Source organism: Acinetobacter thutiue, assembly GCF_030385805.1.
Taxonomy (GTDB): domain Bacteria; phylum Pseudomonadota; class Gammaproteobacteria; order Pseudomonadales; family Moraxellaceae; genus Acinetobacter; species Acinetobacter corruptisaponis.
This window is the reverse complement of sequence record NZ_JAUDZE010000001.1, coordinates 964,706-988,578: the sequence shown is the minus strand read 5'-3', so window position 1 is coordinate 988,578 and position 23,873 is coordinate 964,706. Positions and strand designations below refer to the sequence as shown.

The following is a 23,873-nucleotide window of genomic DNA, read 5'->3' as shown; positions in this document are numbered from 1 at the left end:
GGAAACAGGTATTCATTTTGAAAATGTCAATATTTAAAATATATGGTTGAGAAATACATTAATTCGCCGCATATTAGGGTCTGTTGACATTTCAGCCATGCATTGCGTTATAGGCTAAAACGACATAAATAAGGCATGAAACGCAGGCAATGGCGATCCCCTTGTCAAGTTTCATAACGCAGTTTAGGGAAGTTTTAGCCATAACCCTACGGGACAGGGACATTTTTTGCAGCTACTGCGTTATGCCTTACTCATTTAGAATCACTAAATTTCGTAAGTCATGCCTTGTACCATCTAAAAAATGTCCTCTGTCGCAAGCATCTGTGAAATGTCAACAGACCCTAGATCATATATTTAGAAGTAACAGCAAGAATGAAAGGAGCTTTGAATGCCACGTAAGAAAGAGGTCATTGGTGGGAATATTGTGAAGTTTGATGCAGTTGTTCTCGGTTCTGGCCCTGCGGGTGAAGGCGCGGCAATGAAGCTTGCAAAAGCAGGTAAACGTGTTGCAATTGTTGATGTTCGTGATCAACTCGGTGGTAACTGTGCACACGTGGGAACAATTCCAAGTAAAGCATTACGTCAAACGGTTTCCAGTATTATCCGTTATCAGCGTGATCCGATGTTTCAAAAAGTGGGTGAATGGAAACAGTTCACCATGAAACAGGTGCTGCGTAATGCGCATAAAGTGATTCAGCAGCAAGTCGATACACATACCCGTTTTTATGACCGCAACAAAATTGAGGTCTTTCATGGCCGTGCCTATATTCAGGATAAAAACACCGTCCTGATTTTTGGTCAGGATGGCATTAAGGATAGCATTATCTGTAAACAGATCGTGATCGCAACAGGCAGCCGTCCATATCAACCGAAAGAATTAGACTTTAACCATCCCCGTGTGTTTGATTCAGATAAGATCCTTGATCTGGATTACGCGATCCATAAAATCATTATCTATGGTGCAGGGGTGATTGGCTGTGAATATGCCTCCATTTTCATTGGGCTGGACCATAAGGTTGACTTGATCAATACCCAGCATAAACTTTTAAGCTATCTGGATGATGAAATCGCCGATGCATTGTCTTACCACTTGCGTGAGCAAGGTGTCCTAATTCGCCATAATGAGCAAATTGATCGTTTAGAAACCTTTGATGACCACGTGGTAATGCATTTGCTCAGTGGCAAAAAAATCAAGGCGGATGCAATCCTGTGGTGTAACGGTCGTTCAGGAAATACTGATGGCCTTGGCTTGGAAAATGTAGGTCTTGTTCCAAATAGTCGCGGTCAACTTATGGTCAATGACCAATATCAAACCGAAGTTGATAACATCTATGCTGCGGGTGATGTCATTGGCTGGCCATCGCTGGCATCGGCTGCATACGACCAGGGACGCTGTGCGGGTGCAAATATGGTCGGTGAGAAGAACGTCAAACCGATCAAGGATGTTCCGACAGGAATTTATACCATTCCAGAAATTTCATCGATTGGTAAGACTGAACAACAGCTTACCGATGAGAAAGTCCCTTATGAAGTAGGGCAGGCATCTTTCCGTCACTTGGCCCGTGCACAGATTACGGGTGATACGGTAGGTGAATTAAAGATTCTGTTCCACCGCGATACTTTGGAAGTCTTGGGTATTCACTGCTTTGGTAACAATGCAGCAGAGATTATCCACATTGGGCAGGTGGTCATGCATAGCCCAGACAATACCCTGAAGTATTTTGTTGAAACAACATTTAATTATCCAACCATGGCGGAAGCCTATCGTGTGGCTGCGTTAAATGGTATGAATCGTCTATTCTAAGCGACATAGACATTGTATGATCAAAATGCCAATCAATATGATTGGCATTTTGCTATGGTGTGTTTGATAAAAAGGTGGATATGAAAACTCAAAAAAATAATTTAATTATCATCGTGATCGTTTTTCTTATTGCTGCTTATTTGGGATTGGATTTCAAGCAAAAACAAAATACAACCAATGGCTCAGCTCTGCCACGTTCCACCAATTTAGTCATAGATGATCAACAGAAGATCATGCAGGCGTATCAACAGCAACGAAGCAATATTCAGGTTCAGGCCCAGGGAACAATAAAAGCAATTTTGCCTGATGACAATCAGGGTTCAAGACATCAAAAAATGATTTTACAACTTGAGAACGGATTGACTGTGTTGATTGCCCACAACATTGATTTGGCGCCAAAAATTGAGCGGCTTAAAAAAGGCGATAAGCTTGAGTTTTATGGTGAATATGAGTACAACCAAAAAGGTGGGGTGATTCACTGGACCCACCATGATCCACAAGGAAAACATATTGATGGATGGCTAAAATATCAAGGAAGAATGTATCAATGACATCTTCCTTGAATCCTGATGAACCTAATATACCCTAAATCAGCTTGTAAGCGCCAATTTTTGACGAGATTTCCATTTAGGTAGGACTTTAGCCAGATAAGCATCCATGCACCATACTGGGCCAATCAGGAGGAATTGCAGATCCTTGAAGAATGATGGCTTTTTGCCCTCAACTTTATGCCCATAAAACTGTCCAATCCAGGCAACCACAAAAACGCCAATATAAAAACCTACCCCTACAGGCAGAATCACAATCAGCCATGCCATGACTGCCAATAGCGCGGCCATTGCCACTGCCAGCACAATATCCAGACGTGCATAAAAGACCAGGGTCAGTACAAGCAGCAGGGCGGTGAGTAGCGTGCTAAAGTGAGCAAGAATCCCAATGATTGAAAAAAGAATGGCTGGAACGCAGACCCAGTGAATTTTTTTATTGGTTTGGTCTTGATGGCTGTCACTATATTCATCAAACCATTCGGTAATGGATTTCACAGCGCTCTCCTTGCTATGGGACTATGTTTTTTTGAATATACCGAAGAAAAGCGAGAGGGTCAAAATGATTCTTGGGAATGGTAAGGAAATGATGTCTCTAATTAAAGAAAATAAAAGTTTTGGAAACCTAAAACATAAAAAGCCACACAAGGTGGCTTTTTATCGAATTGATGAACCTGAATTAAGAATTAGGCCCATCAACACGTTCAATATTTACATTGGCAGTACCCGCATTGGCAAGACCAATCTGTTTCGCTGCACCGTAAGATAAATCGAGTACACGGTTACCATGGAAAGGACCGCGGTCATTTACCTTAACAACCACGCTCTTGCCATTGTCCTTATTCGTTACACGGATGTAACAGTTCAAAGGCAGGCTACGGTGTGCAGCAGTCAAACCATTCATATCGAATGTTTCACCGCTTGCAGTCTTGCGACCATGAAATTGACGACCATACCATGATGCCACACCTGACTGGCTGAATTTACGCACAGTGTTTGAAGCAACAGTATTCAGTTTCTCAATCACTGAAGGCTCTTCTTCAGGGATATCAATTTTTGCAGCAATTGTTTGGCGACGGATCTGGTCACCTGAACGCTCAGTGATTGAAAGACTATTAACGTTGGAAAAACGAGAATTAAAATTTTGAGAATCTTTGCTGAGTACGCGGGCAGCCAAATTAGAACCCTCAACATCATTGGTTAATGATGAAGACTGTACCATTTCAGCATGTAACGGGCTTAAACTTAAGCCTGCCGTCAGCGCTAGAATATATTTTAGCGAAAACTGCATTGTATAAACTCCTAGAGAACATGCTTTTTTATTTCGTCAAAAACCCAAAATATAGTGCACATGTCTAATTATTCACTTTCTTGCATTGGGTGGATAATATTCATCCATTACAAAGAGTGTCTAGTCTTTAACGATAAATAGTTACAAAAAGGGCAAAAACTTACAGTTTTAGATTAAAAAATAATCAATTTTGTAACAAAATATTTATTTTGTCTATTCTGTGTACTTTTTTAATAATTTTTTTATTGACTTTTCATAATGTTGTGAAAAAGCTAGCCTATCGGCTAGCCACTTCAGTGCCTAATAACCATACCGCCGTCGCATACATTCGGCTTTTATTGTAGGTGGTGATGACCTGAAAATTAGGATAGGTAATATAGTAAATTGGTCCAAACTGGTCTTGTAATTGAATGACATTCACAAGGTCAAGATCATCAATTTTTACCAAAGGGTCAATAGGTGCAATACCCAGTCTTTTCAGCTCTCCGTAAGGAGTTGGCTGGGTTAAGTCCTTGGCAATAATGCTGTCTGGATTGTTGCCAAGATAGCGGGCGGGGAAGCCAATTGGACGATCCCGTTGCCAGCCATGTTGTGCCAAATAGTTCGCAATTGAACCGATTGCATCAACGGCTGAATTCCTTAGATCAATATGGCCATTTCCATCATAGTCAACGCCTAACTTTTGAATGTTGCTTGGCATGAATTGTGGATAGCCGATTGCACCCGCATACGAACCGACAATGCTATTGGTTGGGTAGCTTTCCTTATATGTCCATGCAATCAGTGCCGCCAGTTCATCACCAAAATAGTCTGCCCGACGTGGGTATCCAAATGCCAGTGTTGCAAGCGCATCCCGTGTGATGAAAGAGCCTTTATTAGCACCATAACCCGTTTCTACGCCTAAGATCCCCAGAATGACCGACTTAGGCACACCAAACTGCTGTTCTGCGCGATTCAGGGCATCTTCATACTGGCTTTTAAAGCGAGCGCCACGTTGAATGGTGCCCTCAACCAGAAACATGGAGCGATATTCATACCAGGGCTTGCTTTCACCTGGACGGGTCATGATATTCAGGATATTGGGTAGGTTGCGTGCCCCACTCATGGCAGTATCAACTTGCTCACTGCTTAGGCCATAAGTGGTCATGGTCTTTTGTTTAAACGCAAAATAATTGGGATGAGTGTAAAATTCATTTGCCTGCGCCCAGTTACTACTCAAAAACAGGCTGGCACTCAAGGTAACAAGTTTAAAAGTTTTATTTAAAGTTTGATGAAACATAATGTTTATATCGTTCCTCATTATCGATGTGTATGAATAGACATCACCAGTCCAAATGTTGACATAAGGGTAATAATTGCAGTGCCACCATAGCTCATAAACGGCAAAGGCACACCCACTACAGGTAAAATACCACTGACCATGCCAGCGTTTACAAATACATAAACAAAAAAGGACAAACCAAATGCGCCCGCGACCAGACGACCATAGTTATGGAAGCTTTGCAGGCCAATCTGGAACGTCCTGAAAATAATGGCGCAATAGAGCAGAATCAGTAGGCTGACCCCAATCAGGCCAAACTCTTCGGAATAGGCCGCAATAATAAAGTCGGTATGTCCTTCTGGCAGAAAGTGCAGATGGGATTGTGTTCCCTCCAGAAAGCCCTTGCCTGAGAAACCGCCTGATCCAATGGCTGTCTTGGACTGGATGATGTTCCAGCCTGTCCCTAAAGCGTCCGCTTCAGGGTCTAGCAGGGTAAGTACCCGCTGACGCTGATAGTCATGCAGTAAAAACTCCCATGCGATTGGGATAATTACGGCCACAGCACCTGCCGCCGCTGCAATCAGTCGCCATGACAGGCCACTTAGAAACAGGACGAAAATCCCGCTGGCAAGAACCAGTAATGAAGTCCCCAGGTCGGGCTGCTCAGCAATCAGCAAAAATGGAATGACAATCAAGACCAGGGAAAGAATCACCTGGGAAAAGCTGGGTGGCAATGCCTTGCGCGACAGAAACCATGCAATCATCATCGGCATGCCAATTTTCATAAATTCACTGGGCTGGACGCTACCGAAACCAGGAATATCAATCCAGCGCTGTGCCCCCATACGCACTTCACCAAAAATCACCACTGCAAGCAACGACAGCACACCAAAAACATAAAAGTAGGGTGAGAATGCCTGATAAACCTTGGGTGGAATCTGCGCCAGACTGAACATGACCACAAAACCAATGCCAAAGCTCATGGCCTGCTTGCTGACCAAGCCGACATCCTGAGCAGAAGCACTATATAAAACGGTCAATCCAAGCAGGGCATTCAGCACAAGAAACAGGCAAAGCCAGGGGTCGATATGCAGTTGTTGCCAACGGGATAACTGGGTTGCTGTGCTCAAGCCGTCACGAGGCGCTTGACGTAGAAATTTGTACTGGGAACTAGGTGCCATGCGAGTATAGATCGGGAAATCAATGCTTGGCGAATGCTAACATAAATGCGGATTTAGAGCGTGCAAATTTAGAAAATGTGACATTTATAAGCATTCAATCTATAGAATGAAATGGCAATACATTTGTTCATAGGGTTGATGCAATAAAACGCTATAAATCAATCTAATAGATGGGCTGGGCTGTATTGTATACGCTTAATAAAAAGCGACGGTTTTTTGGCCGTCGCTTTTTTATCATTTGATGAATTATTTTTGAACCAATAACTGATCAAAATGTTTTGCAAATACTTCCAGTTCTGCCTGGCTTAAGCTAGGGATGAGTTTCTTGATCACAATATGAACGGCTGTTTCCACACCACTGGTTGCAACGCTGGCAACACCACGTTTCACCATGCCTAGACCCAGGGTTTTGTTAAACTCAGTCATGAAGTGGTGAATTAATGCATCAGCAAAGGTTTTAAACTGCTGGGTTAAGGCATCACGTTGTGCCTGTCCATTTCCAGCAGCCACTTCTGCAAAGCTTTTCTTCATGTCGGTGACCAGCGTATCAGGTAGAACCGTACCAATACGTTGTTGACCGTCATTATCAGTAAACAGGCTTTTTTCCATAAATACCAATGATTCAAGAACCTGCTCGTTTGATGCTTTACCTAACAATTGTTTGAGTAAAGTTTCAACAATGCCACGGATCTTGACAGCAAGGTTTTCAGTGGTATCACGCTTATCACTTGGTGGAAATTTTTGAACCAACTTAATCAGCATGTTGTCTAATAATTCATCAGTCAACTGTAAAGAAATTTTGTCACGCAACGGATACTGTGGTTCTTTACTGTCACGGTTGGCTTGTGCAAGTTTAATATCCTGACTCAAACCTGCTGATGGAAGAATACCGAAATAACTGGTCATTGAAGAACGTCCTCTATATCAAATTTATTCGTTTTATTGTCGTGCCAGACGAATTGGCTCGGGCATCCATGACAAATCCGATACACGGCATGGGTTAATATCCAGCCCCCCGCGGCGTGTATAGGTTGCATAAACCATCAGCTTTTCTGGTTGAAGCAGTTGCCAAATATCCGCAAATATTTGCTCAACACATTGCTCATGGAAACCATTATGCTGACGGTACGAGATAATATAGGCTAACATACTGCGATAACAAGGTCTTTTGCCTTGCAGACGAATAAAAACCGTACCCCAGTCAGGTTGGCCTGTCACAGGGCAGTTGCTTCTTAAAAGATGTGAATACAGTTCAATTTCAACATTATCCTGAATGGTTGAGTCGAATTGCAGCAAGCTTGAGTCTGGATGTTCAGACAACCGTTCAGGAATCAGCTCATCAATGCAGATGCCTGTCGGTTTGGAAATGGCTAAATCATCGACCTGAAACAGTTGTAGCTCAATCTTTGCGCCAGCAGCCTGGGACAAGTCACGTTCCACTGTTTCAACAAATGCTTCTCTTGACTGAAACTGGGTAAAGTTCAGGCTGTTGAAATATAGCTTGAGCGACTTCGATTCAATCAGGTTCGGTGAACTGGCAGGCAGGGTGATACGGCCAATCGCAACCTGTGGTAAACCGAGCTGGTTTAACCACGAGATTTCAAAGACATGCCACCAGTCTTTACCTTGGGTAATGCCATCAATATGTGCATATTGTTGACGGGAATCAGCACGGGCAATTGGAAATAAAACTTCTGGCTGATATTGAGTTGGGTATTGGGTATCTTTGCCCAACAAAGAAAGTTCAACACTCATTCACGCATTCCTGAACCACGAGCTAATAAATGATAGGCAATTGCATAGAGGGCAACGCAGCACAGTGTCACAATGCTCAATGAAAAGGAAACATTGACATCACTGTGCCCTAAAATGCCGTAACGGAACGCATTGACCATATATACGATTGGATTGATTAAAGACAGGTTTTGCCAAAATGGGCTTAACGCACTAATCGCATAGAACACACCACCCAGATAGGTGAGCGGGGTCAATACAAAAGTCGGGATAATTGAAATATCATCAAATGACTTGGCATAAACGGCATTGATGAAGCCACCAAGCGAAAACAACAGCGAAGTAATGATGACGGTATAGACCGTCACAAATAAATTGTAAATTTCCAGATGGGTAAAGAACAGGCTCATTAAGGTTACAATCAAGCCAACCAGCACACCACGGCTGACACCCCCAATCACATAACCCCAAAGAATCAGGTGTAAGGGCACAGGGCTCATGATCAGTTCTTCAATACTCTTTTGAAATTTGGCACTAAAGAAACTTGATGAAACGTTGGCATAGCTATTGGTAATCACCGCCATCATAATCAGGCCAGGCACAATAAACTGCATGTAGCTAAAGCCACCCATTTCACCAATACGTGAGCCGACCAAGTTGCCGAAAATCACAAAGTATAAACTCATGGTAATCGCTGGTGGCAGCAAGGTTTGTGGCCAAATCCGCATAAAACGACGAATTTCTTTAACAACTAAAGTCCAGAGTGCGGTTTTAAGCTGATTGAAGTTCATTGATTCGCTCCCGCAAGATTCTTCTCGACCATTTTCACGAACAACTCTTCCAGACGATTGGATTTATTCCGCATACTGTTGACCTGAATATTCTGTGATTGCAGGATCAGGAACAGGTCATTCATGTTATGTGCCTTGTCCATGGTCACTTCCAAAGTCACAGGATCAACCAGGTTAAACTTGAACCCGATAATATCGAGTTGTAAATGCTCAATCGGTTGCGCCAAGTCAAAAATAAAGGATTCCTCGTTCAACTGATTAAGGAAACCTTTCATGCTGGTATCTTCCTTAATCACACCACGGTCAATGATGGCAATGCGACGGCACAGCATCTCTGCCTCTTCCAGGTAATGTGTGGTCAGGATGATTGAAGTCCCTTTCTCATTCATTTCAATGAGGAAATCCCACATGGAACGGCGCAGCTCAATGTCCACACCCGCAGTTGGTTCGTCCAGAATCAAAAGCTTTGGTTCATGCATCATGGCACGGGCAATCATCAGGCGGCGTTTCATCCCGCCAGACAGCATGCGTGACTGGATATTACGTTTTTCCCATAACCCCAGTTTTTCTAAATAATGTTCGGCACGTTGTTCAGCCAGTTTCTTTGGAATACCGTAATAACCCGCCTGGGTCACCAAAATATCAAAGGTTTTTTCAAACTGACCAAAGTTAAACTCTTGTGGGACGACACCAAGACATTGTTTGGCATGTGAGGGGTGGGTATCAAGGTTATGCCCAAAGATTTCAACTGAACCCGATGTCTTTTTGGTTAAGGAACTGATGATACTGATTGTGGTTGATTTACCTGCACCATTCGGACCCAGTAGTGCATAAAATTCACCCTCAGGCACAGTTAAATCAATACCTTTTAATGCCTGAAAACCATTACGATAAGTTTTGGACAAATCGCTCAACACCAAAGCATCAGTCATGAACGCCTCACGTTATTTAATAGAATGCGTATTTTGAGCGATATAAAAGAATAAACCAAGTGGAAAAACAGGTTTATGGTGTGTTAAAAACAGAACGCTAAACTTTTAAATTATTTCAGTAACAAATAGTCTATTAAATTTTTCAAAAGCAATTAGATAAGATTTTTAGTTAAAAATTGCTGTTTTAATAAGCAAGAAACATTTTTGTTTAAACTAAGATATTTACCAATATGTTTTTTTTGCCTATGATGTGGCTCGCATGCGCTCATAGCTCAACTGGATAGAGTACAGGTCTCCGAAGCCTGTGGCGTGGGTTCGAGTCCCGCTGAGCGCACCAAAATTCCTATTTTTCAATATAATAAAATTTTTATTGTCTTTATACTTTCAATCATCTAAGAAAATTCAGATTAAAATATATATTTATCTTTCATAAATTATAAATGCTGAACTGAATAATTAATCAGTTTTAGCGTTTGATTCAGTTGGGTTGGGGGAATACGGGATTCCTGTAATGAAGTAATCCATTGCATTTGACATGCTTTGAGTTGTTGTAGCGTTTTAATGGACTGAATTTTTTGTACCAGTGGACGAGCCATCAAGCCACAATAGGTGGTTAAGGTCTGAATCATCACTTGCTGAATTTCAACAAATGCGAGTTTTTCCAGTGAAATACTTTCTGGTTGAATCTGCTGCACAGGAGCAGTACTGGTTTCAGATACTTCTTTTATAGCGGATGTTTCTGAACTGTTCACTTCGTTGGCTTGAACACTTAAATCTTCTTTTATTTCATTTTTTACTGGGGGCTGTGTGGTTTGCTGCGCCAATAAGCCCATATCAATCAGTTGTTGCACCAACTCTGTCGGTGCGATTCTTTGTTTATAGTCATGATTCAGGTCCTGAAAATCTTCGTGGTCAATCAGTAGCAATAAACGGCGTTGACGTGCGGTCAACTCAATATTGCGTAGTTGTAATGCACTCTGCCCAAGTTCTGTTTTAAAAAAGTATGACATTTCTGAATCTCCCCCAGCCAAGACCTAGATGGAGATTAAGATAAGGTTAATAAATGACAATAATGTTAACAATTTATTAAATATCATTATCTTGTTTGGAGTAAGTGGAAAATAATCTAACAGTGCAACGCGTTATGAATTATTTAACTAACTGCGTTTCCAGTGCCTTGCGTAAATAAAGGTCAAGATCATCCTGACGCAGCAACCATTGAATATAGTCGGTAGGCAGGTCCTGAATGGCAGTACCCTTGTGTTTGCCGAAAGTGATGCTTTTTGGAATACGGGCTTCTTCTGAAGCAATATAAAGTTGTTCAATATCCTGAATATTGAGGCGGTGAATGATGTGCATCAGGATATTGGCGGTTAGGATAATATCGGCATCGGCTCGGTGGGCGCCCTTGAGCATTTCCCGCGCCTTGTCACTGCCTTTTGAAATTAAATAAATCAGGGCTGAAATATTGTGTGCTTCCGCATCTTCCCAAACATGGCGGGCAAGGGCAAGGGTACAGATCGGTTTAAGTTTGGATGTATCAACCCCACAGCGTGCGATTGCAGCAACATCATAATCCACATTATGCCCAATAATATAGCGTGTCTGTTCTGGTAGCTGGAATTCACGGTAATTGGGCTGGTCAACCAGGTCAGATTCCAGAATATGGTGTACTGCCATTGCCGCATAGGAAATAGGTTGATTGACCTGATAAAGCTGATCAAAGATTTGGCTCTTATCCAGACTTAATTTTCCACTTTCAATTTTAATCGGCGCATAGGCGATTTCGATTGGCAAACCATTCAGTGTATGTGTCTCAGTATCCAGAATAATGGCTTGCATGAAGTGGTCCTATATGAAGTCTAGAATTTATTATCTTACAAGAAATTTGATAGGCAATGTTTGTTGATCATGCCTATTTTAAACTTCTAAAAATGTGTTAGGCATACGTTTCTACAAAATCTCTGACTATCTCAATAATCTGTTGTGGATTCTCTCGGTGTGGTACATGCCCACAGTTTTGAATGATATGTATTTGAGCATCTGTATATTGGGCTAAACGTTTAGGCTGCTCTAAAGTTCCATACTCATCATGATCACCATGTAGAATAAGTATTTTTGCTGATAAGGACCCTAAGTCTTGATCCAGAGTCCAGTTACGGAATTCAGTTGAGAGCCATGTTTCTGTCCAAGCATCCAAGACCCATTGAGCTTTTTCAGCATGATATTTTTTAAGGCGCTGGAATTGTTCAGGTTCCTGAAACATCTGTTTTGCTAAGGTAATACCCGTTAAAGTCTTTGGTTCAACATAAGCTTGGGCTGCCTCGGTAATGATAGCCCTACATAAGGACGGATATTGTGCTGCACAACTGACAGCTATTCCACCACCAACACTGTGTCCAAAGTTAATCACCTCGGGAATTTCAAGTTGGTGTAAAAGTTCCGCGAATATTTCGGATTCTTGCTGAATAAAATTGATTGGTAGTTTTGTAGTCATTACATCTGACCTGCCAAAACCCAAACGGTCATAGGCAATAATCATTCGGTTGGTTACAAGACAAAGTTGATCAGGAAAATCCCGCCATAACTGCACACATCCAAGCGAATCATGGAACAGTAGAATAGGAATTTCTTTAATTTGTTGAGATGGATTCGGTTGCCAGATTTTTACAAATATTTTGCCTTGTGCTGTTGAAATCATCTTTTCAATTGTATGGGTAGGCTGCATGGGAAATGATTTAAATGACTAAATTGAGCAAAGAATAATGAAAACATAGGGTTTGATATAGATATAATCATGAAACATAATAGTCTGATCGTGCCATTTAAAATGAAGCGTATTGCAATCATTGCTTATGATGGATGCTGGGCAATGAGCCTGATGATGGTGAAAGATTTCTTTCATATTGTAGCTTTGTTGGAAGCACGGCAAGGGCATACCGAAAGTTATCAGGTTGAAATTTTGAGTACAGATGGATCGGCTAAACAGAGTGCAAGTGGTGTATTGCTTGAAGTCGATGGACAGGTCTCAACTGATAAAATTTATGATTTAGTCATCATTCCTGCTTTTGAGGAGAATAAATTAGCCCAAGTAAAATCACAGTCTAAGGAATTGGTGATATGGCTGGAAAATCAGATACAGAACAATACTCCTGTTTTAACGCTCGCTACTGCGGTGTATTTAGCAACACAGCAGATGAAGCATAGCCTAATGGCAACACACTGGGCTTTTATTCGTGAACTGAATTTATTGTTTCCAGACTATTCATTTACTAAAAATCGCAATTATTTACAGGTGGGCCAAATTTATACAACTGGTACGCTGATTGGGACTTTTGATGCATTACTTGGAATTATTTCACAGCATAAAGGAGATTATTTTGCCCAGTTGTGTGCGAGTCATTTATTAATTACCTATCCTCAAGCGTTGAATCCTGTCTTACCTATGTATCGTAATCATTGTGACGAGGCAATTCTCCAAGTACAGGACTGGATGGATGCAAATTGTTCCACAGAAAATCGTATAGTCGATTTAGCAAGGCAGTTTAATTTTAGTGAACGTAATTTAAAACGCCGTTTTCAGGTAGCGACCCAAATTTCACCTAACCAATATTTGCAGCAGGTGAGAGTGGATAAAGCCAAGAAATTACTTTTAACAGCCGATATGAGTGTTCAGAAAATTGCCTATGAAGTGGGCTATGAAAATGTCAGCTTCTTTATTCGTGTATTTAAAAAGATTGCTGGTTGTACACCAACACAATGGATTAAATAAAGGTTTGAATAGTCGTTTGAGATTTACCCAAAGACTTTGACTGATACATGAGCTGATCTGCAATCTTGGTTGCATCCTCAAGATTCTCAGGTAGTTCAGCCAAGATGGCCAAACCCATACTAAAGTCCACGCCGTATTTTTGTTTTAAATCACTTTCCTGAAATAATGCTCTAATACGCTGGTCACAGTGATGTGCCTGTGTTTCATCAATATCCAGTAAAATAATCGCAAACTCATCACCGCCCAAACGGGCAATAATGTCAGAGGAGCGGCAGGCTTTTTTGAGAACCTGTGAAAACTGGAGCAGAACCTCATCACCACGATGATGTCCATGAGTGTCATTGACTGCCTTGAAGCCATCAAGATCGATGATGCCAACTGCAAAACACGTTTGTTTGCGGAAATTCAACTTTCGCAGAATACGGTATTCAATATCAAAGGCGCGGCTATTGTCCAGAGAGGTGAGCTGATCTTTCATTGCCAGATTTTTCATTTCCTGCCAGTTCTTACGCACATTGATCAGCAAGAAAGCGACAATTGAAAAGAAGCCCAAACGGACTAGGGCATTCCAGAAAGGAATAATGCTATTTGAATAGGGATGGCCTGCATTGCTGTCTGCAATTAACCAAGTGATTGCTGACAGTAGGATGGTGATGACAGTGGTTTTATATTGGTCATACCATGCGGCAATGGAAATCGGCAGCAGGTAAAACACAGAGAACGAGTATTCATAACCTGTTGCAAGGTCAATGATGCCCAGCACGACGAGAATGAGCAAAATCAATAAACGTCGTAGCTTGGTATTTCGTGCGAATAATCGTTCTAAGGTCTTTTCCATTACATTGTTATAAATGATTACACATTAAAACGGAAGTGCAATACGTCGCCATCCTGAACAATATAGGTTTTCCCTTCCAAACGCCATTTACCCGCTTCTTTCGCACCGTTCTCACCGTTGTATTGAATGAAGTCATCATAGGCAATACATTCAGCACGGATAAAGCCTTTTTCAAAGTCAGTGTGAATTACACCTGCCGCCTGTGGCGCTGTGGCACCCACTTTAACGGTCCAGGCACGAACTTCCTGCACACCCGCAGTGAAGTAGGTTTGTAGGCCGAGTAATTTATAACCCGCACGGATCACCACATTTAGGCCTGGCTCTTCCATTCCCATCGCTTCCAGAAATTCAGCGCGGTCTTCATCTTCCAGTAATGAAATTTCAGCTTCGATCTGGTTGCAAAGCGGTACCACAATCGCATTTTCCTCAGCAGCCAATTTTTGTACTGCTTCAAGATGTGGATTGTTTTCAAAACCATCTTCCGCCACGTTGGCAATGTACATGGTTGGTTTGAGTGTCATTAAACCAAAACCACGGACTGCCTTACGCTCATCATCAGAAAGGTCTGCCGCACGTGCTGGCTTACCTTCATCCAGTAAAGGCTGAATTTTTTCCAAAGCAGCTTTGGTTGCAAGTGCTTCCTTGTCACCACCTTTTGCTGCTTTGGTTAAGCGTAACAATGCTTTTGCAACGGTATCAAGGTCAGCCAGTGCAAGTTCAGTGTTGATGGTGGCAATGTCATCCAACGGGTCAATTTTACCATTCACATGAATCACGTTTTCATCTTCAAAGCAACGTACCACATGCGCAATTGCATCAGTTTCACGGATGTTGGCAAGGAACTGGTTACCCAGACCTTCACCCTTGGATGCGCCCGCAACCAGACCCGCAATATCAACAAATTCCATCGTGGTTGGCAGAATACGCTGTGGTTTTACAATCGCCGCAAGTTTGTCCAGACGCGCATCTGGTACAGGAACAATCCCTGTATTGGGTTCAATGGTACAGAACGGAAAGTTTTCAGCAGCAATGGCCGCCTTTGTTAATGCATTAAATAATGTAGATTTACCTACGTTTGGCAGACCAACAATACCGCAATTAAAACCCATGAAACCACTCACAAATGTGTTATTTAAAAAATTGCTGCTGATTTTACATGAAAGCCATGACAAAGTCAGGTCATGGCTGGAATGAAAAGTCGATCTCGCCCAAATTACAGGAGATAGGGAAAAAAGGACATTGTATTGATTCGCTTTTACTTCTAAAGTATGGCAAACCTTATGTTTGAACGAATAGAAAAATAAAGTTGGAGAGTCTATGCGGGTTTTATACCAATTTCCTTTATCTCACTATTGTGAAAAAGCTCGCTGGTTGTTGGATCATAAGGAATTGGACTATGTGGCACATAATTTAATTCCTGGTTTTCATCGTGCGTTTACCTACTTAAAATCTGGGCAATATCTATTGCCAATGCTGAAAGATGATAAACGCTGGATTGCCGATTCGACCCAAATCGCCTTATATCTGGATGCAACCTATCCAGAACATGCACTGTTAAGACGTGATGAGCAATTACGTGATCAGGCGCTGCAAATTGATAAACTGGCAAATGAGCTGGGTATCCATGTACGCCGCTGGTCACTGGCACAGGCGCTTTTAGTCGGGGATCATCCACTTGAAATCATGATGGGAGAGCAAGGCTATTTACGCCAGTTTGAGAAGATTTCCAAACCGATACTCAAGAGCATGGTTTCCACCAACTATAAGCTCAATCCTGAAAAAGTCGCCCAATCCAAGATTCGTATGACAGAGTTGATTGCCGATTTAAATCAGCGTCTGGTTGATAATCAAGGACGTTACTTGGTGGGGGATCGTCTTGGTTTGGCTGATATTTCCGTATGTTCAATCCTTGCACCCTTGCTGGTGATCAAAGGAACACCGTGGGAACTGGAAAACGATGATATTGAGCAGTTCTCAGGTGAATTAAAGCAATATCACGACTATTTACTGGATTTACCACTTGGACAATATGTGCAGCGTATTTATGCCACTGAGCGTAATGCCCGTGTTGATTGGCGTGGTTTATAAGTATAATTTGGAAATGATCTTAAAAACCAATAAGATCATTTCCATTCAATCGTGCCTAACGAATGTCTAGATACTCAATATAGCCTGTTCCCGTAATGGCTTTGCCCTGAAAAGCTCCAGTATATTGATAACTACCAGCATAACCACCTGCCATACCATATTGGAAATCATGATTTGATGTACCATCAATGGTAATGAGTGGTTGACCTGAATGATTGTTCACCTGCCATGAAAACTGATGCGGTAAACGCATGCTCAGGCCATTGGGTGTAATGGAACGTTCTGGATAAAACTCATGCACATTCAGTTCAAAACCATCTGAATAAATATCACCATAATCATCCAGCGAGCGAACATATACCCGTTGCTGCATCACCAGATTGAATGACCCAATAATCTCAACCAATAAAACCTGGGTACGCTCATCAATATTTAAAATATGATAGGTAAAATAACGCATTGGGAGATTAATATTTACACCCCGTGCATATTCATAAGTACATAAACCCTGAATATCCGTTTTTTTACCTTGATATTCGAGATGACCCTGATATTGGCAAAGTAGTGACCAGTGATCATATACCCCACCAAACAGTTCAGCAAAATTTGCAACTTTATCCGTTGCCTTGATATTTAGCTCAAAATTAAAGTCATGGCCCTCACGTTTGGCATGGAAATTGGGATATTTCCCCTTAAGCAATAGGTCATTGCCAAAACGTAGTGATGAACCATCTGCGCTCAATTCACAGTCATTCTGGACACTATATCCATTAAAATGATCTGCTGTACCTACGGCTGTGCCAATGAGAACATTGGCGGTATCAATATCCGTGGTTTTGATGAGATGATGATTTCTAAAAAGTTTAATTTTTGGCTGACCAATGACGGTGAGTAAATTTAAAAAATTGAAAGGAGCAGGCAGGTTCGGAAACATCGAACCATAATGTACACAGGTATATTTTCCTTTTGGAATATGGACCTCTGTCTCAGGATTAAATGGGTAGCTATGATGTAATCCTGAACGGTCAATTAAGTTATTGATGGCTGCTGGAGCATGGATTTTTTCTGGGAAAGGAAATTTCATTAAGTATAATCCTAAGTTTAGGCCTAAGTTTTACGACAGTGATTAAAAATATATTGAGGTATCTGTTTATATTGAATGTCATTTTAGGAAAATGTCGTGTCATTTATAATGCTGGTTGAGAATATTTAAAATTTAACTTTCTAAATGGGGTTAAATTTCTATAATGGGTATAGTTTCGAATTGAAAGAGTTGAAGATGGAATTAGATCGTTTTGATAAACAGATTCTTGAAATTTTGACCCATGAGGATGTCAACCTGAATGAACTGTCAGAGCGTATCAACCTATCTGTTAGTTCAGTTCATCGTCGGATCAAAAACCTGATTGAGTCCCAAGTCATGGGACAACTCAAACGAGAAATTAATTTTAATAAACTCGGCTTTAGCCTGCATATTCTGTTGCAGGTTTCATTGAGCAAGCATGACAGTGAAACTTTTGACAAGTTTTTGCAGGAAATTGAAGATATTCCAGAAGTGACCAATGCCTTTTTGGTAACGGGGCAAAGCGCAGATTTTATTCTGGAACTGGTGGCTCGCAATATGGATGACTACAGTGAAATCCTGTTACGCCGTATTGGCAAGATTGACAGCGTGGTTGCACTACATTCAAGCTTTGTGATTAAGGAATATAACGTATTTAACTGCTATAAACTTTTAAACAAGCTATAAAAAATGCATCTAAAAAGATGCATTTTTTATTCATCTGAGTGGTTTACGCATCGAGTTGAGCTAGAACATCTTCAGAGAACTCAACGTTGGTATAAACGTTTTGAACATCATCCAGATCTTCAAACATATCAATCATTTTCATGATTTGCTTGGCTTGATCAATATCTGTGATTTCAGCTTTGGTTGATGGACTCATGACCACTTCTGCATTGTCGGACTTTAAACCCGCAGCATTCAAGGCATCTTGTACATCACCAAAACTTTCTGGTGTAGTAATAACCAGGATTCCATCTTCAGAAACTTCAATGTCTTCTGCACCAGCTTCCAGTGCCACATCCATGATTTTGTCTTCTAAAGACACATCTTCAAAGCTAATTTCACCGCGTTTGGTAAATAAATAAGCCACTGAACCCGATGTACCCAGGTTACCATTATTTTTTGAGAAGCAATGACGAACGTCTGGCACAGTACGGTTTAAGTTGTCTGTCATGGTTTCAACCAGAACGGCAACACCACCAACACCATAACCTTCATAAGTGACTTCGTTTAAATCTTCATTATCCTCGCCACCTGCACCACGCTGAACAGCTCGGTTGATTGCATCACGCGTCATATTCACTGAAAGTGCTTTTTCAATCACCGCACGCAGACGGGGATTACTGGCTGGATCGCCACCGCCTAGTTTCGCTGCTGTAACGATTTCACGAATATATTTAGTAAAGACTTTAGCACGGCTGGCATCTTGTTTTGCTTTACGATGCTTTGTGTTGGCCCATTTAGAATGACCTGCCATGGAAATAACTCCAAAAAATTAAAACTTAAAAAAGTGCAGGAATATTAGCATAGCGATGGTTTTGTTGAAAACAACCGTATTTGATATTCCAAATTTAAAATTGGCCTGATGATCTTAACGTGAACAGAACAAACGCTATTGAATTTTCACATCGATGCCATATTCGGCATACAAGGTTTTGATTTTTTCTAAATCCTGCTGCAAGTCGGTTGGATAAATTTTACCTAGAATACCGCCTTGCTTGGTTTTGGCATTGGCATACATCAGGATGATGGGTACATTTGCCGCCTTGGCAATATGCCAGAAACCAGTACGGATTGGCTTGCGTTCTTCGCCATCTTTGGCACGTGTTGCCTCAGGTGCGATCACAAGGTTGAAACGATCATTTTGATTAAACAGCTCAACCATTTGCGTCACAATATCTTTGCTGGCCTTGCGGTCAACAGGGATGCCACCAAGCTTTTCCAGAATCGGTTTGAGAGGGCCTTTAAACAGCTCTTTTTTGATCAGGGTATGGATTTTAAGCTCTAAAATTTCAAATAGTGCAAGTGACAGGATGGTGTCCAGATTTGAGGTGTGCTCAAAGCCAATAATAACTTGTTTGTTTTCTAAAATGGCTGGATCGACGTTATATGTCCAACCTGTTGCTTTAAAAATGGATTTTCCTAAGAATTTTTTCATGGCAGAAATACATGACAAATGAATGGCAGCAGTGTAATACGAGTTTTTTAGAAAATACATATCCTAAAATTCCACACTAAAAAGAAATTTGGATGTTTCTTAATTGATCAAAATATGCAGATATTATCTTTACTCAAGACGCAGAGATCAGATAGAATCAGCGCAGTTTTTGGTTTTAGTTCGTTTTTTAGCGACTTGATAAAATCATCTGCTTGTAATTTAAGTTAAATTTAGCTAACATCAAGCGACTTTAATCATAAGAAATATGATTAAAACTTTATAAGGGCCTATAGCTCAGTTGGTTAGAGCAGCGGACTCATAATCCGTTGGTCCCGTGTTCAAGTCACGGTGGGCCCACCATATAAAACAACCACTTAGGTGTACTAATCCTAAGTGGTTTTTTAATGCCTAAATTTATGTAAGCACTATGTAAACGTTTGAGATAAACAATAAAAAGGCCTGAACGCTTAACAAAAAGACCAAACTTCTTTTAAGAAATTTTTAAGATTGAATCCTTAGTTTTTAATCATGAGTTGATGAAAAAAACGCCGAGAGGAGCTTTCAATGAATATGCTTTATACCCATAAACCGAACTACTATTTCTTTGCGCATAAGCTGGTATTATTCTTGGAGAGTTACCTTAAAGATCATCCTACGGAACAGCAGACCAGTTTCAATCTGCAAACCATTTATGACCTGTTTAGCCATGACCGTGCCTCAAGCACCACCAACCTAGAGGGTATTTTAAATATCGCTGATGAATACGTGCTGGACACAGATGAGGGGCAGCAAGCCTTGATTCGTGCTTATCATGTTCACTTGGATAATCATGTACTGGCGCTTGAATTTAACCCTAAAGCGATTGCCAGCCTGAAAGCAGGTCAGAGTATCGTAAGTCCACAGGCGGCTTAAGGAAAATCTATCTCTCATATACACTTGGCTACGGCCAAGTGCCTTTTTATCAAGCTGATTTTGTATGATCTATCCGCTATGATGTTGGTTTCAGTTGAAATCATCAGAATAGCATTATGGATAAGGATTTTAAGTCGGAAACATATACTGTCGATGAAAGTGTCACGGATACCCTGATATGGTTGATGCATCATCAAGAAATTTTTGATTCGTTTCATTTTGATGCCCATACTCAGGAGTTGTCTGTCACCCACGCGGCAGGTGTAGATATTATTCGGGTTGGGATGTTCCTTAATGCCAAATATGGGATTCTGGTGACATCTTAGTTCAGCTTTAAATAGTCCTAAACATATCTGATCTTTAGGATGTATGATTTAGCTAAACTTAATAATAAGCCCAAACAGGATTTGGGCTTGTTGGGTGAGTTAAGGTTTATATAAACCATGATCAACAAGGTGCTGGCGTAGGATCCGTCGTAATTCCAGAATTGCTTCTGGTGTTTCCTGAATCGAGTGGCCGCCATGAATGATTTTTTCAGAAACAGCACCATCTAAATGGGCACTTTTATAAGGCACAATCCCGTCAGTAATTACATTAGGGTCGTCACTCTTGGTGATGTTGCCCATAATTGAATGGAACACCAAACCTTTTTCTGGTGGAATATTGGCAGTCAATTCCATGAACTTGGACTTTTTACTCAAGTCACTTGGACCATTCTGAATCACGTCATTGGTCAGGGTTTTTACGAAATCTTTCAGGTCAACATCATCGCTGGTCAAGGTATCTGCCAGCGTGGTGAGAAATGTTGCAGGCAAACGAATAATCTTACGCGCAGCCAGGGTAAACCAGCGATCTGCATAGTCTGTTCCGCGATGTGGCGCAGCGAGGAAAATGGCACGGTCAAAGTTGGTGATTGGTTCCATTTTCAGCCGCTCACCAATTACGGGGTGCTTTCTTAAACGGGTCTGTTGGCGATTGTTCATCATTGCCAGGGCTTGTTTGGAAATGTCGGCATCACTGACCAGTAGACGGCTAATAATTCCGCCCATACTATGTCCAACCAAAACAGCATCTTTCGCAGCTGCATCTTTAGGATTGACGGTGGAAAAGGCTTGCTTGAGCAGGGCATAGATCTGGAAACGGCTTTCCAGAATCGGCATATTGGTTGAATAAAACACCTGCCACACCTGATAATGTTCACGTAGTACAGCATCCCCCATAATGTCGTTGGTCACGGCAATCCATGCTTCAGGGCTACTGGCCAGACCATGCACCAGTACAATGATCTTCTTGTTGGGATTGTAGGGTTCCAGCATGTAGAGATGCGGCATGGTTAAATGCTGGTCACGGTCAATTAGCGTTAGGTATGCCGCCGCACCCAGATTATTTTCGGCCAGCCATAAACCATAGGGTGCGGAAAAATTGGCAGCCAATGAGTAAGGCTGGCCTGCGATATTGACTTTGTCAATGCTATACGGGTCATAGACCTTAATTTCAAATTCAGGGCTGGTTAAAACATCATTCACTGAAGCGGTTGGTTTTTTCGGCTGGGCAATAATGGTTGCCGCCAGATAACGTGCCTTGTGAATGTTTGGATTAGTGCCTTTCGGATAATGATAGGTTAAAGGGTCAAGAATATATTTATTGTCATGCTGTGACACATCACCAGAAGGAAATACCGCAACAAAGTCAGAACCGAAACCGTCACGTCGGTTAATGGCCTTTAAACCTGAGAAATTCATGTTATAGCTTGAAATGAACTTCTCAAGCTTCATGTCCTGTAACCGCTGATAGGACTGAATATCAAGGGTATAGGTACTTTTACCAATCTTAATTGTTGGGGTGATATTGGTGGTGGGATTTCTTAGACTATGCACATTGACCAATTGGGTCAGCGCCTGATTGTAGAAATCCCGAATCTGAACCTGTCGGTTATCAAAAATCCGTTCCTGTGGCTTTCGGGAGGTTTTAAATAAATAGGCATAGCTATAGCGGATACTTTTATCCAGATTTTCCAGTTGTTGGTCTAGGCAATTCTCATAATTTTTCTGGATAATTTTTTGGTCATCTTCAGACTTATGTTTGGTCAGCTTACTTATTTTACATTCTGATGAATCTGAAAGTGCCATGGATTTGGCCAGATAAAGTTCACTTGCTGTTGAGAGCAACTGTTCATCCAGTATTTGCGGAATTTTATGCAGGTCGGCAATACATTCATTCGGTGTCTGTGAACAGACTTTGGCTTCCTTGCCCGACATGGACAGGACATTGAGGCTGGCTTCACTTAGTTTTTTCTGGGTTAAAATGCTGTTACGTTCATTGGCAATGGTGACATCAATCGCCTGTTGTTTAAGGCTGACCACCTGACAACCGCTCATGACCATTGTGCTCAGCAGGGTAATAACAAATAGGCGACAATTTGGAGTAAATGCTAGCATCGGAATTCAGCAAATTAAGTGCGAAGATTAGAGCTATAATACGAAAAACGGCTGCTTTTTCAATCGGTATAAAAAAATAGACTGCTTAGGGCAGTCTATTTTTACAAAAAATCTGGATCAGTTCAGCACTTGCCACACATTCCAGCGTTTACCAGATTCCACTTCGCTAATAAGGCGGTCAGCCACTTCAGCTTCATCTGGATATTTAACTTTATAGTTCTTTAGGGTCTGGATGGCATTTTTCTTTTGTTCTAACCAAAGAAAATTGTTTGCGGCAGAAAGATAGGCTTCCTGTACACCACCTTTAATGGCCTTGTCTAAATATGGAATTGCCTCACGTTGACCGCCACCCTCAGACAAGCCAAAACCAAACCAGAAGTTGGTTTCAGGGTCATTTGGGCTGATTGCCAAAATACGTTGTGCGTAATTGAGTGATTTGGTGGTATATGCTGTTCCGAGGTCCATATTACGCGCCATTACACTGGCTTTAAAGGCACGGGTTAATACATCCAGTGATGCATTTGGTTGTTCAGCCAAGGCATCAAGTTTCTGTGTGATTTCCTTAAGTTTGGTTTCATAACCCTTACGTTCCTGACGGTCAGGGAAACGTGGTGGATAGTGACGGGCCTTGCCTTCAACCAGTTGTAGGAAATCATCAATCTCAGTCACATCCACTTCATTATCGCCTGCAAGTACGGCATATTTCATGCTGCGCTGTTTGCTGTCGATGGTTGGAACGATCAGTTTATTCACTTCAAGTGTGGTTGATTTTGATGGGTCATTTTGCAGGCTTACCACCATTTTGGTCACAGGCTGTGTTGTTGCATCTTTAATTGCAAGCTCAAAGCTTGGTGGCGCATCATAATTAACTGGATTCAAAGCATAGAATGGTGGTGTTGGATCTGGTTCTTTAAAAACAAAAGGCTGGGGTGCCGCTACTTCTTTTTTTACAAGGGGTGGGGTACCACATGCAGTTAAAACAGAAGTTGAAAGTACAAGTAATGCCAAAGGCTTAAAATTCATGCTTTACATCCATTAATTTTAGTGAATTAACTAGGTGGG

At 41.5% G+C, this 23,873-nt stretch carries 25 protein-coding genes and 2 tRNA genes; 9 read left to right on the top strand and 18 right to left on the bottom strand.

Annotated features, from left to right (window positions below):
* Positions 1-388: 388 nt before the first annotated feature.
* Together sthA and QTA56_RS04940 are read left to right on the top strand one after the other, a co-directional pair.
* Positions 389-1,804 (top strand): Si-specific NAD(P)(+) transhydrogenase, encoded by a 1,416-nt coding sequence (gene sthA, locus QTA56_RS04945; RefSeq protein WP_004679686.1) that lies wholly within the window; start codon positions 389-391, stop codon positions 1,802-1,804.
* Positions 1,805-1,884: 80 nt separating this feature from the next.
* Positions 1,885-2,355 carry a DUF3465 domain-containing protein gene (locus QTA56_RS04940; protein ID WP_267979808.1) on the top strand — a complete coding sequence of 157 codons (471 nt, stop codon included), beginning with the start codon at positions 1,885-1,887 and terminating at the stop codon, positions 2,353-2,355.
* Between the two features lie 39 nt (positions 2,356-2,394).
* Here the strand turns inward: QTA56_RS04940 and QTA56_RS04935 are convergent, their stop codons facing one another.
* The 8 genes from QTA56_RS04935 to QTA56_RS04900 form a co-directional block, all read right to left on the bottom strand.
* Positions 2,395-2,847 carry an Mpo1 family 2-hydroxy fatty acid dioxygenase gene (locus QTA56_RS04935; protein ID WP_004682320.1) on the bottom strand — a complete coding sequence of 151 codons (453 nt, stop codon included), beginning with the start codon at positions 2,845-2,847 and terminating at the stop codon, positions 2,395-2,397.
* A 181-nt stretch (positions 2,848-3,028) separates the two neighbouring features.
* Positions 3,029-3,640 carry a septal ring lytic transglycosylase RlpA family protein gene (locus QTA56_RS04930; RefSeq protein ID WP_267979807.1) on the bottom strand — a complete coding sequence of 204 codons (612 nt, stop codon included), beginning with the start codon at positions 3,638-3,640 and terminating at the stop codon, positions 3,029-3,031.
* Positions 3,641-3,917: 277 nt separating this feature from the next.
* Positions 3,918-4,919 (bottom strand): lytic murein transglycosylase B, encoded by a 1,002-nt coding sequence (gene mltB / locus QTA56_RS04925; protein ID WP_267979806.1) that lies wholly within the window; start codon positions 4,917-4,919, stop codon positions 3,918-3,920.
* Positions 4,920-4,939: 20 nt separating this feature from the next.
* A complete protein-coding gene (gene rodA, locus QTA56_RS04920; protein ID WP_267979805.1) occupies positions 4,940-6,082 on the bottom strand; it encodes a rod shape-determining protein RodA in 1,143 nt (380 codons plus the stop codon).
* Between the two features lie 246 nt (positions 6,083-6,328).
* Complete coding sequence (locus QTA56_RS04915; RefSeq protein ID WP_267979804.1) at positions 6,329-6,988, bottom strand: hypothetical protein; 660 nt, start codon at positions 6,986-6,988, stop codon at positions 6,329-6,331.
* 33 nt (positions 6,989-7,021) lie between these two features.
* The gene (gene queF / locus QTA56_RS04910; protein WP_267979803.1) at positions 7,022-7,837 is read right to left on the bottom strand and encodes an NADPH-dependent 7-cyano-7-deazaguanine reductase QueF; all 816 of its coding nucleotides are present in this window, start codon (positions 7,835-7,837) and stop codon (positions 7,022-7,024) included.
* Positions 7,834-8,607 (bottom strand): ABC transporter permease, encoded by a 774-nt coding sequence (locus QTA56_RS04905; protein WP_004679673.1) that lies wholly within the window; start codon positions 8,605-8,607, stop codon positions 7,834-7,836. The genes queF and QTA56_RS04905 overlap by 4 nt, the downstream gene beginning before the upstream one ends.
* Positions 8,604-9,539: an ABC transporter ATP-binding protein gene (locus QTA56_RS04900; RefSeq protein WP_267979802.1), complete on the bottom strand. Its 936-nt coding sequence runs from the start codon at positions 9,537-9,539 to the stop codon at positions 8,604-8,606. The genes QTA56_RS04905 and QTA56_RS04900 overlap by 4 nt, the downstream gene beginning before the upstream one ends.
* Positions 9,540-9,800: 261 nt before the next feature.
* On the opposite strand from QTA56_RS04900, the gene QTA56_RS04895 reads away from it, so the two are divergent.
* Positions 9,801-9,876 (top strand) — tRNA-Arg (locus QTA56_RS04895).
* Positions 9,877-9,973: 97 nt separating this feature from the next.
* On the opposite strand, the gene QTA56_RS04890 is transcribed toward QTA56_RS04895, so the two are convergent.
* The 3 genes from QTA56_RS04890 to QTA56_RS04880 form a co-directional block, all read right to left on the bottom strand.
* A complete protein-coding gene (locus QTA56_RS04890) occupies positions 9,974-10,549 on the bottom strand; it encodes a hypothetical protein (RefSeq protein WP_267979801.1) in 576 nt (191 codons plus the stop codon).
* A 139-nt stretch (positions 10,550-10,688) separates the two neighbouring features.
* The gene (locus QTA56_RS04885; protein WP_267979800.1) at positions 10,689-11,381 is read right to left on the bottom strand and encodes a 3'-5' exonuclease; all 693 of its coding nucleotides are present in this window, start codon (positions 11,379-11,381) and stop codon (positions 10,689-10,691) included.
* Between the two features lie 97 nt (positions 11,382-11,478).
* Entirely contained in the window at positions 11,479-12,267 is a 789-nt protein-coding gene (locus QTA56_RS04880; RefSeq protein ID WP_267979799.1) for an alpha/beta fold hydrolase, read from the bottom strand.
* 69 nt (positions 12,268-12,336) lie between these two features.
* Here QTA56_RS04880 and QTA56_RS04875 point away from each other — a divergent pair, with 69 nt between their 5' ends.
* Complete coding sequence (locus tag QTA56_RS04875; RefSeq protein ID WP_267979798.1) at positions 12,337-13,311, top strand: GlxA family transcriptional regulator; 975 nt, start codon at positions 12,337-12,339, stop codon at positions 13,309-13,311.
* Here QTA56_RS04875 and QTA56_RS04870 read toward each other — a convergent pair.
* Positions 13,304-14,149 (bottom strand): GGDEF domain-containing protein, encoded by an 846-nt coding sequence (locus tag QTA56_RS04870; protein ID WP_267979797.1) that lies wholly within the window; start codon positions 14,147-14,149, stop codon positions 13,304-13,306. The genes QTA56_RS04875 and QTA56_RS04870 overlap by 8 nt on opposite strands.
* Positions 14,150-14,166: 17 nt before the next feature.
* A complete protein-coding gene (gene ychF, locus QTA56_RS04865) occupies positions 14,167-15,258 on the bottom strand; it encodes a redox-regulated ATPase YchF (RefSeq protein ID WP_267979796.1) in 1,092 nt (363 codons plus the stop codon).
* A 208-nt stretch (positions 15,259-15,466) separates the two neighbouring features.
* Here ychF and QTA56_RS04860 point away from each other — a divergent pair, with 208 nt between their 5' ends.
* On the top strand, positions 15,467-16,237 hold the full coding sequence (locus QTA56_RS04860) for a glutathione S-transferase family protein (RefSeq protein ID WP_267979795.1): 771 nt from the start codon (positions 15,467-15,469) through the stop codon (positions 16,235-16,237).
* Between the two features lie 55 nt (positions 16,238-16,292).
* Here the strand turns inward: QTA56_RS04860 and QTA56_RS04855 are convergent, their stop codons facing one another.
* Positions 16,293-17,321, bottom strand: coding sequence for a DUF6670 family protein (locus QTA56_RS04855; RefSeq protein WP_267979794.1), 1,029 nt, complete (start codon positions 17,319-17,321; stop codon positions 16,293-16,295).
* Positions 17,322-17,516: 195 nt separating this feature from the next.
* On the opposite strand from QTA56_RS04855, the gene QTA56_RS04850 reads away from it, so the two are divergent.
* A complete protein-coding gene (locus tag QTA56_RS04850) occupies positions 17,517-17,987 on the top strand; it encodes an Lrp/AsnC family transcriptional regulator (RefSeq protein ID WP_004661600.1) in 471 nt (156 codons plus the stop codon).
* A gap of 43 nt (positions 17,988-18,030) precedes the next feature.
* Here the strand turns inward: QTA56_RS04850 and QTA56_RS04845 are convergent, their stop codons facing one another.
* Positions 18,031-18,780 carry a YebC/PmpR family DNA-binding transcriptional regulator gene (locus tag QTA56_RS04845; RefSeq protein ID WP_004679662.1) on the bottom strand — a complete coding sequence of 250 codons (750 nt, stop codon included), beginning with the start codon at positions 18,778-18,780 and terminating at the stop codon, positions 18,031-18,033.
* A gap of 135 nt (positions 18,781-18,915) precedes the next feature.
* Positions 18,916-19,461, bottom strand: a complete 546-nt coding sequence (locus QTA56_RS04840; RefSeq protein WP_267979793.1) for a 1-acyl-sn-glycerol-3-phosphate acyltransferase — start codon at positions 19,459-19,461, stop codon at positions 18,916-18,918.
* Between the two features lie 283 nt (positions 19,462-19,744).
* Between QTA56_RS04840 and QTA56_RS04835 the strand changes: the two genes are divergently transcribed.
* The 3 genes from QTA56_RS04835 to QTA56_RS04825 all read left to right on the top strand — a co-directional run bounded on the left by QTA56_RS04835 (position 19,745) and on the right by QTA56_RS04825 (position 20,699).
* Positions 19,745-19,821: transfer RNA gene (locus tag QTA56_RS04835), tRNA-Ile, on the top strand.
* Positions 19,822-20,025: 204 nt separating this feature from the next.
* On the top strand, positions 20,026-20,373 hold the full coding sequence (locus QTA56_RS04830; RefSeq protein ID WP_267979792.1) for a hypothetical protein: 348 nt from the start codon (positions 20,026-20,028) through the stop codon (positions 20,371-20,373).
* 116 nt (positions 20,374-20,489) lie between these two features.
* Positions 20,490-20,699, top strand: a complete 210-nt coding sequence (locus tag QTA56_RS04825; RefSeq protein WP_267979791.1) for a hypothetical protein — start codon at positions 20,490-20,492, stop codon at positions 20,697-20,699.
* Positions 20,700-20,798: 99 nt separating this feature from the next.
* Here the strand turns inward: QTA56_RS04825 and QTA56_RS04820 are convergent, their stop codons facing one another.
* Positions 20,799-22,811, bottom strand: coding sequence for an esterase/lipase family protein (locus QTA56_RS04820; protein WP_267979790.1), 2,013 nt, complete (start codon positions 22,809-22,811; stop codon positions 20,799-20,801).
* Between the two features lie 117 nt (positions 22,812-22,928).
* The gene (locus tag QTA56_RS04815; RefSeq protein ID WP_267979789.1) at positions 22,929-23,834 is read right to left on the bottom strand and encodes an ABUW_2363 family tetratricopeptide repeat lipoprotein; all 906 of its coding nucleotides are present in this window, start codon (positions 23,832-23,834) and stop codon (positions 22,929-22,931) included.
* Positions 23,835-23,873: the final 39 nt, after the last annotated feature.

Coding starts and splice junctions, on each gene's coding strand:
- QTA56_RS04840 (WP_267979793.1), bottom strand. CDS start 19,461: ATGAAAAAATTCTTAGGAAAATCCATTTTTAAAGCAACAGGTTGGACA.
- QTA56_RS04845 (WP_004679662.1), bottom strand. CDS start 18,780: ATGGCAGGTCATTCTAAATGGGCCAACACAAAGCATCGTAAAGCAAAA.
- QTA56_RS04860 (WP_267979795.1), top strand. CDS start 15,467: ATGCGGGTTTTATACCAATTTCCTTTATCTCACTATTGTGAAAAAGCT.
- QTA56_RS04830 (WP_267979792.1), top strand. CDS start 20,026: ATGAATATGCTTTATACCCATAAACCGAACTACTATTTCTTTGCGCAT.
- QTA56_RS04850 (WP_004661600.1), top strand. CDS start 17,517: ATGGAATTAGATCGTTTTGATAAACAGATTCTTGAAATTTTGACCCAT.
- QTA56_RS04885 (WP_267979800.1), bottom strand. CDS start 11,381: ATGCAAGCCATTATTCTGGATACTGAGACACATACACTGAATGGTTTG.
- QTA56_RS04820 (WP_267979790.1), bottom strand. CDS start 22,811: ATGCTAGCATTTACTCCAAATTGTCGCCTATTTGTTATTACCCTGCTG.
- QTA56_RS04880 (WP_267979799.1), bottom strand. CDS start 12,267: ATGCAGCCTACCCATACAATTGAAAAGATGATTTCAACAGCACAAGGC.
- QTA56_RS04940 (WP_267979808.1), top strand. CDS start 1,885: ATGAAAACTCAAAAAAATAATTTAATTATCATCGTGATCGTTTTTCTT.
- QTA56_RS04930 (WP_267979807.1), bottom strand. CDS start 3,640: ATGCAGTTTTCGCTAAAATATATTCTAGCGCTGACGGCAGGCTTAAGT.
- sthA (WP_004679686.1), top strand. CDS start 389: ATGCCACGTAAGAAAGAGGTCATTGGTGGGAATATTGTGAAGTTTGAT.
- mltB (WP_267979806.1), bottom strand. CDS start 4,919: ATGTTTCATCAAACTTTAAATAAAACTTTTAAACTTGTTACCTTGAGT.
- QTA56_RS04870 (WP_267979797.1), bottom strand. CDS start 14,149: ATGGAAAAGACCTTAGAACGATTATTCGCACGAAATACCAAGCTACGA.
- QTA56_RS04875 (WP_267979798.1), top strand. CDS start 12,337: ATGAAACATAATAGTCTGATCGTGCCATTTAAAATGAAGCGTATTGCA.
- rodA (WP_267979805.1), bottom strand. CDS start 6,082: ATGGCACCTAGTTCCCAGTACAAATTTCTACGTCAAGCGCCTCGTGAC.
- QTA56_RS04900 (WP_267979802.1), bottom strand. CDS start 9,539: ATGACTGATGCTTTGGTGTTGAGCGATTTGTCCAAAACTTATCGTAAT.
- ychF (WP_267979796.1), bottom strand. CDS start 15,258: ATGGGTTTTAATTGCGGTATTGTTGGTCTGCCAAACGTAGGTAAATCT.
- QTA56_RS04815 (WP_267979789.1), bottom strand. CDS start 23,834: ATGAATTTTAAGCCTTTGGCATTACTTGTACTTTCAACTTCTGTTTTA.
- QTA56_RS04855 (WP_267979794.1), bottom strand. CDS start 17,321: ATGAAATTTCCTTTCCCAGAAAAAATCCATGCTCCAGCAGCCATCAAT.
- queF (WP_267979803.1), bottom strand. CDS start 7,837: ATGAGTGTTGAACTTTCTTTGTTGGGCAAAGATACCCAATACCCAACT.
- QTA56_RS04890 (WP_267979801.1), bottom strand. CDS start 10,549: ATGTCATACTTTTTTAAAACAGAACTTGGGCAGAGTGCATTACAACTA.
- QTA56_RS04905 (WP_004679673.1), bottom strand. CDS start 8,607: ATGAACTTCAATCAGCTTAAAACCGCACTCTGGACTTTAGTTGTTAAA.
- QTA56_RS04825 (WP_267979791.1), top strand. CDS start 20,490: ATGGATAAGGATTTTAAGTCGGAAACATATACTGTCGATGAAAGTGTC.
- QTA56_RS04915 (WP_267979804.1), bottom strand. CDS start 6,988: ATGACCAGTTATTTCGGTATTCTTCCATCAGCAGGTTTGAGTCAGGAT.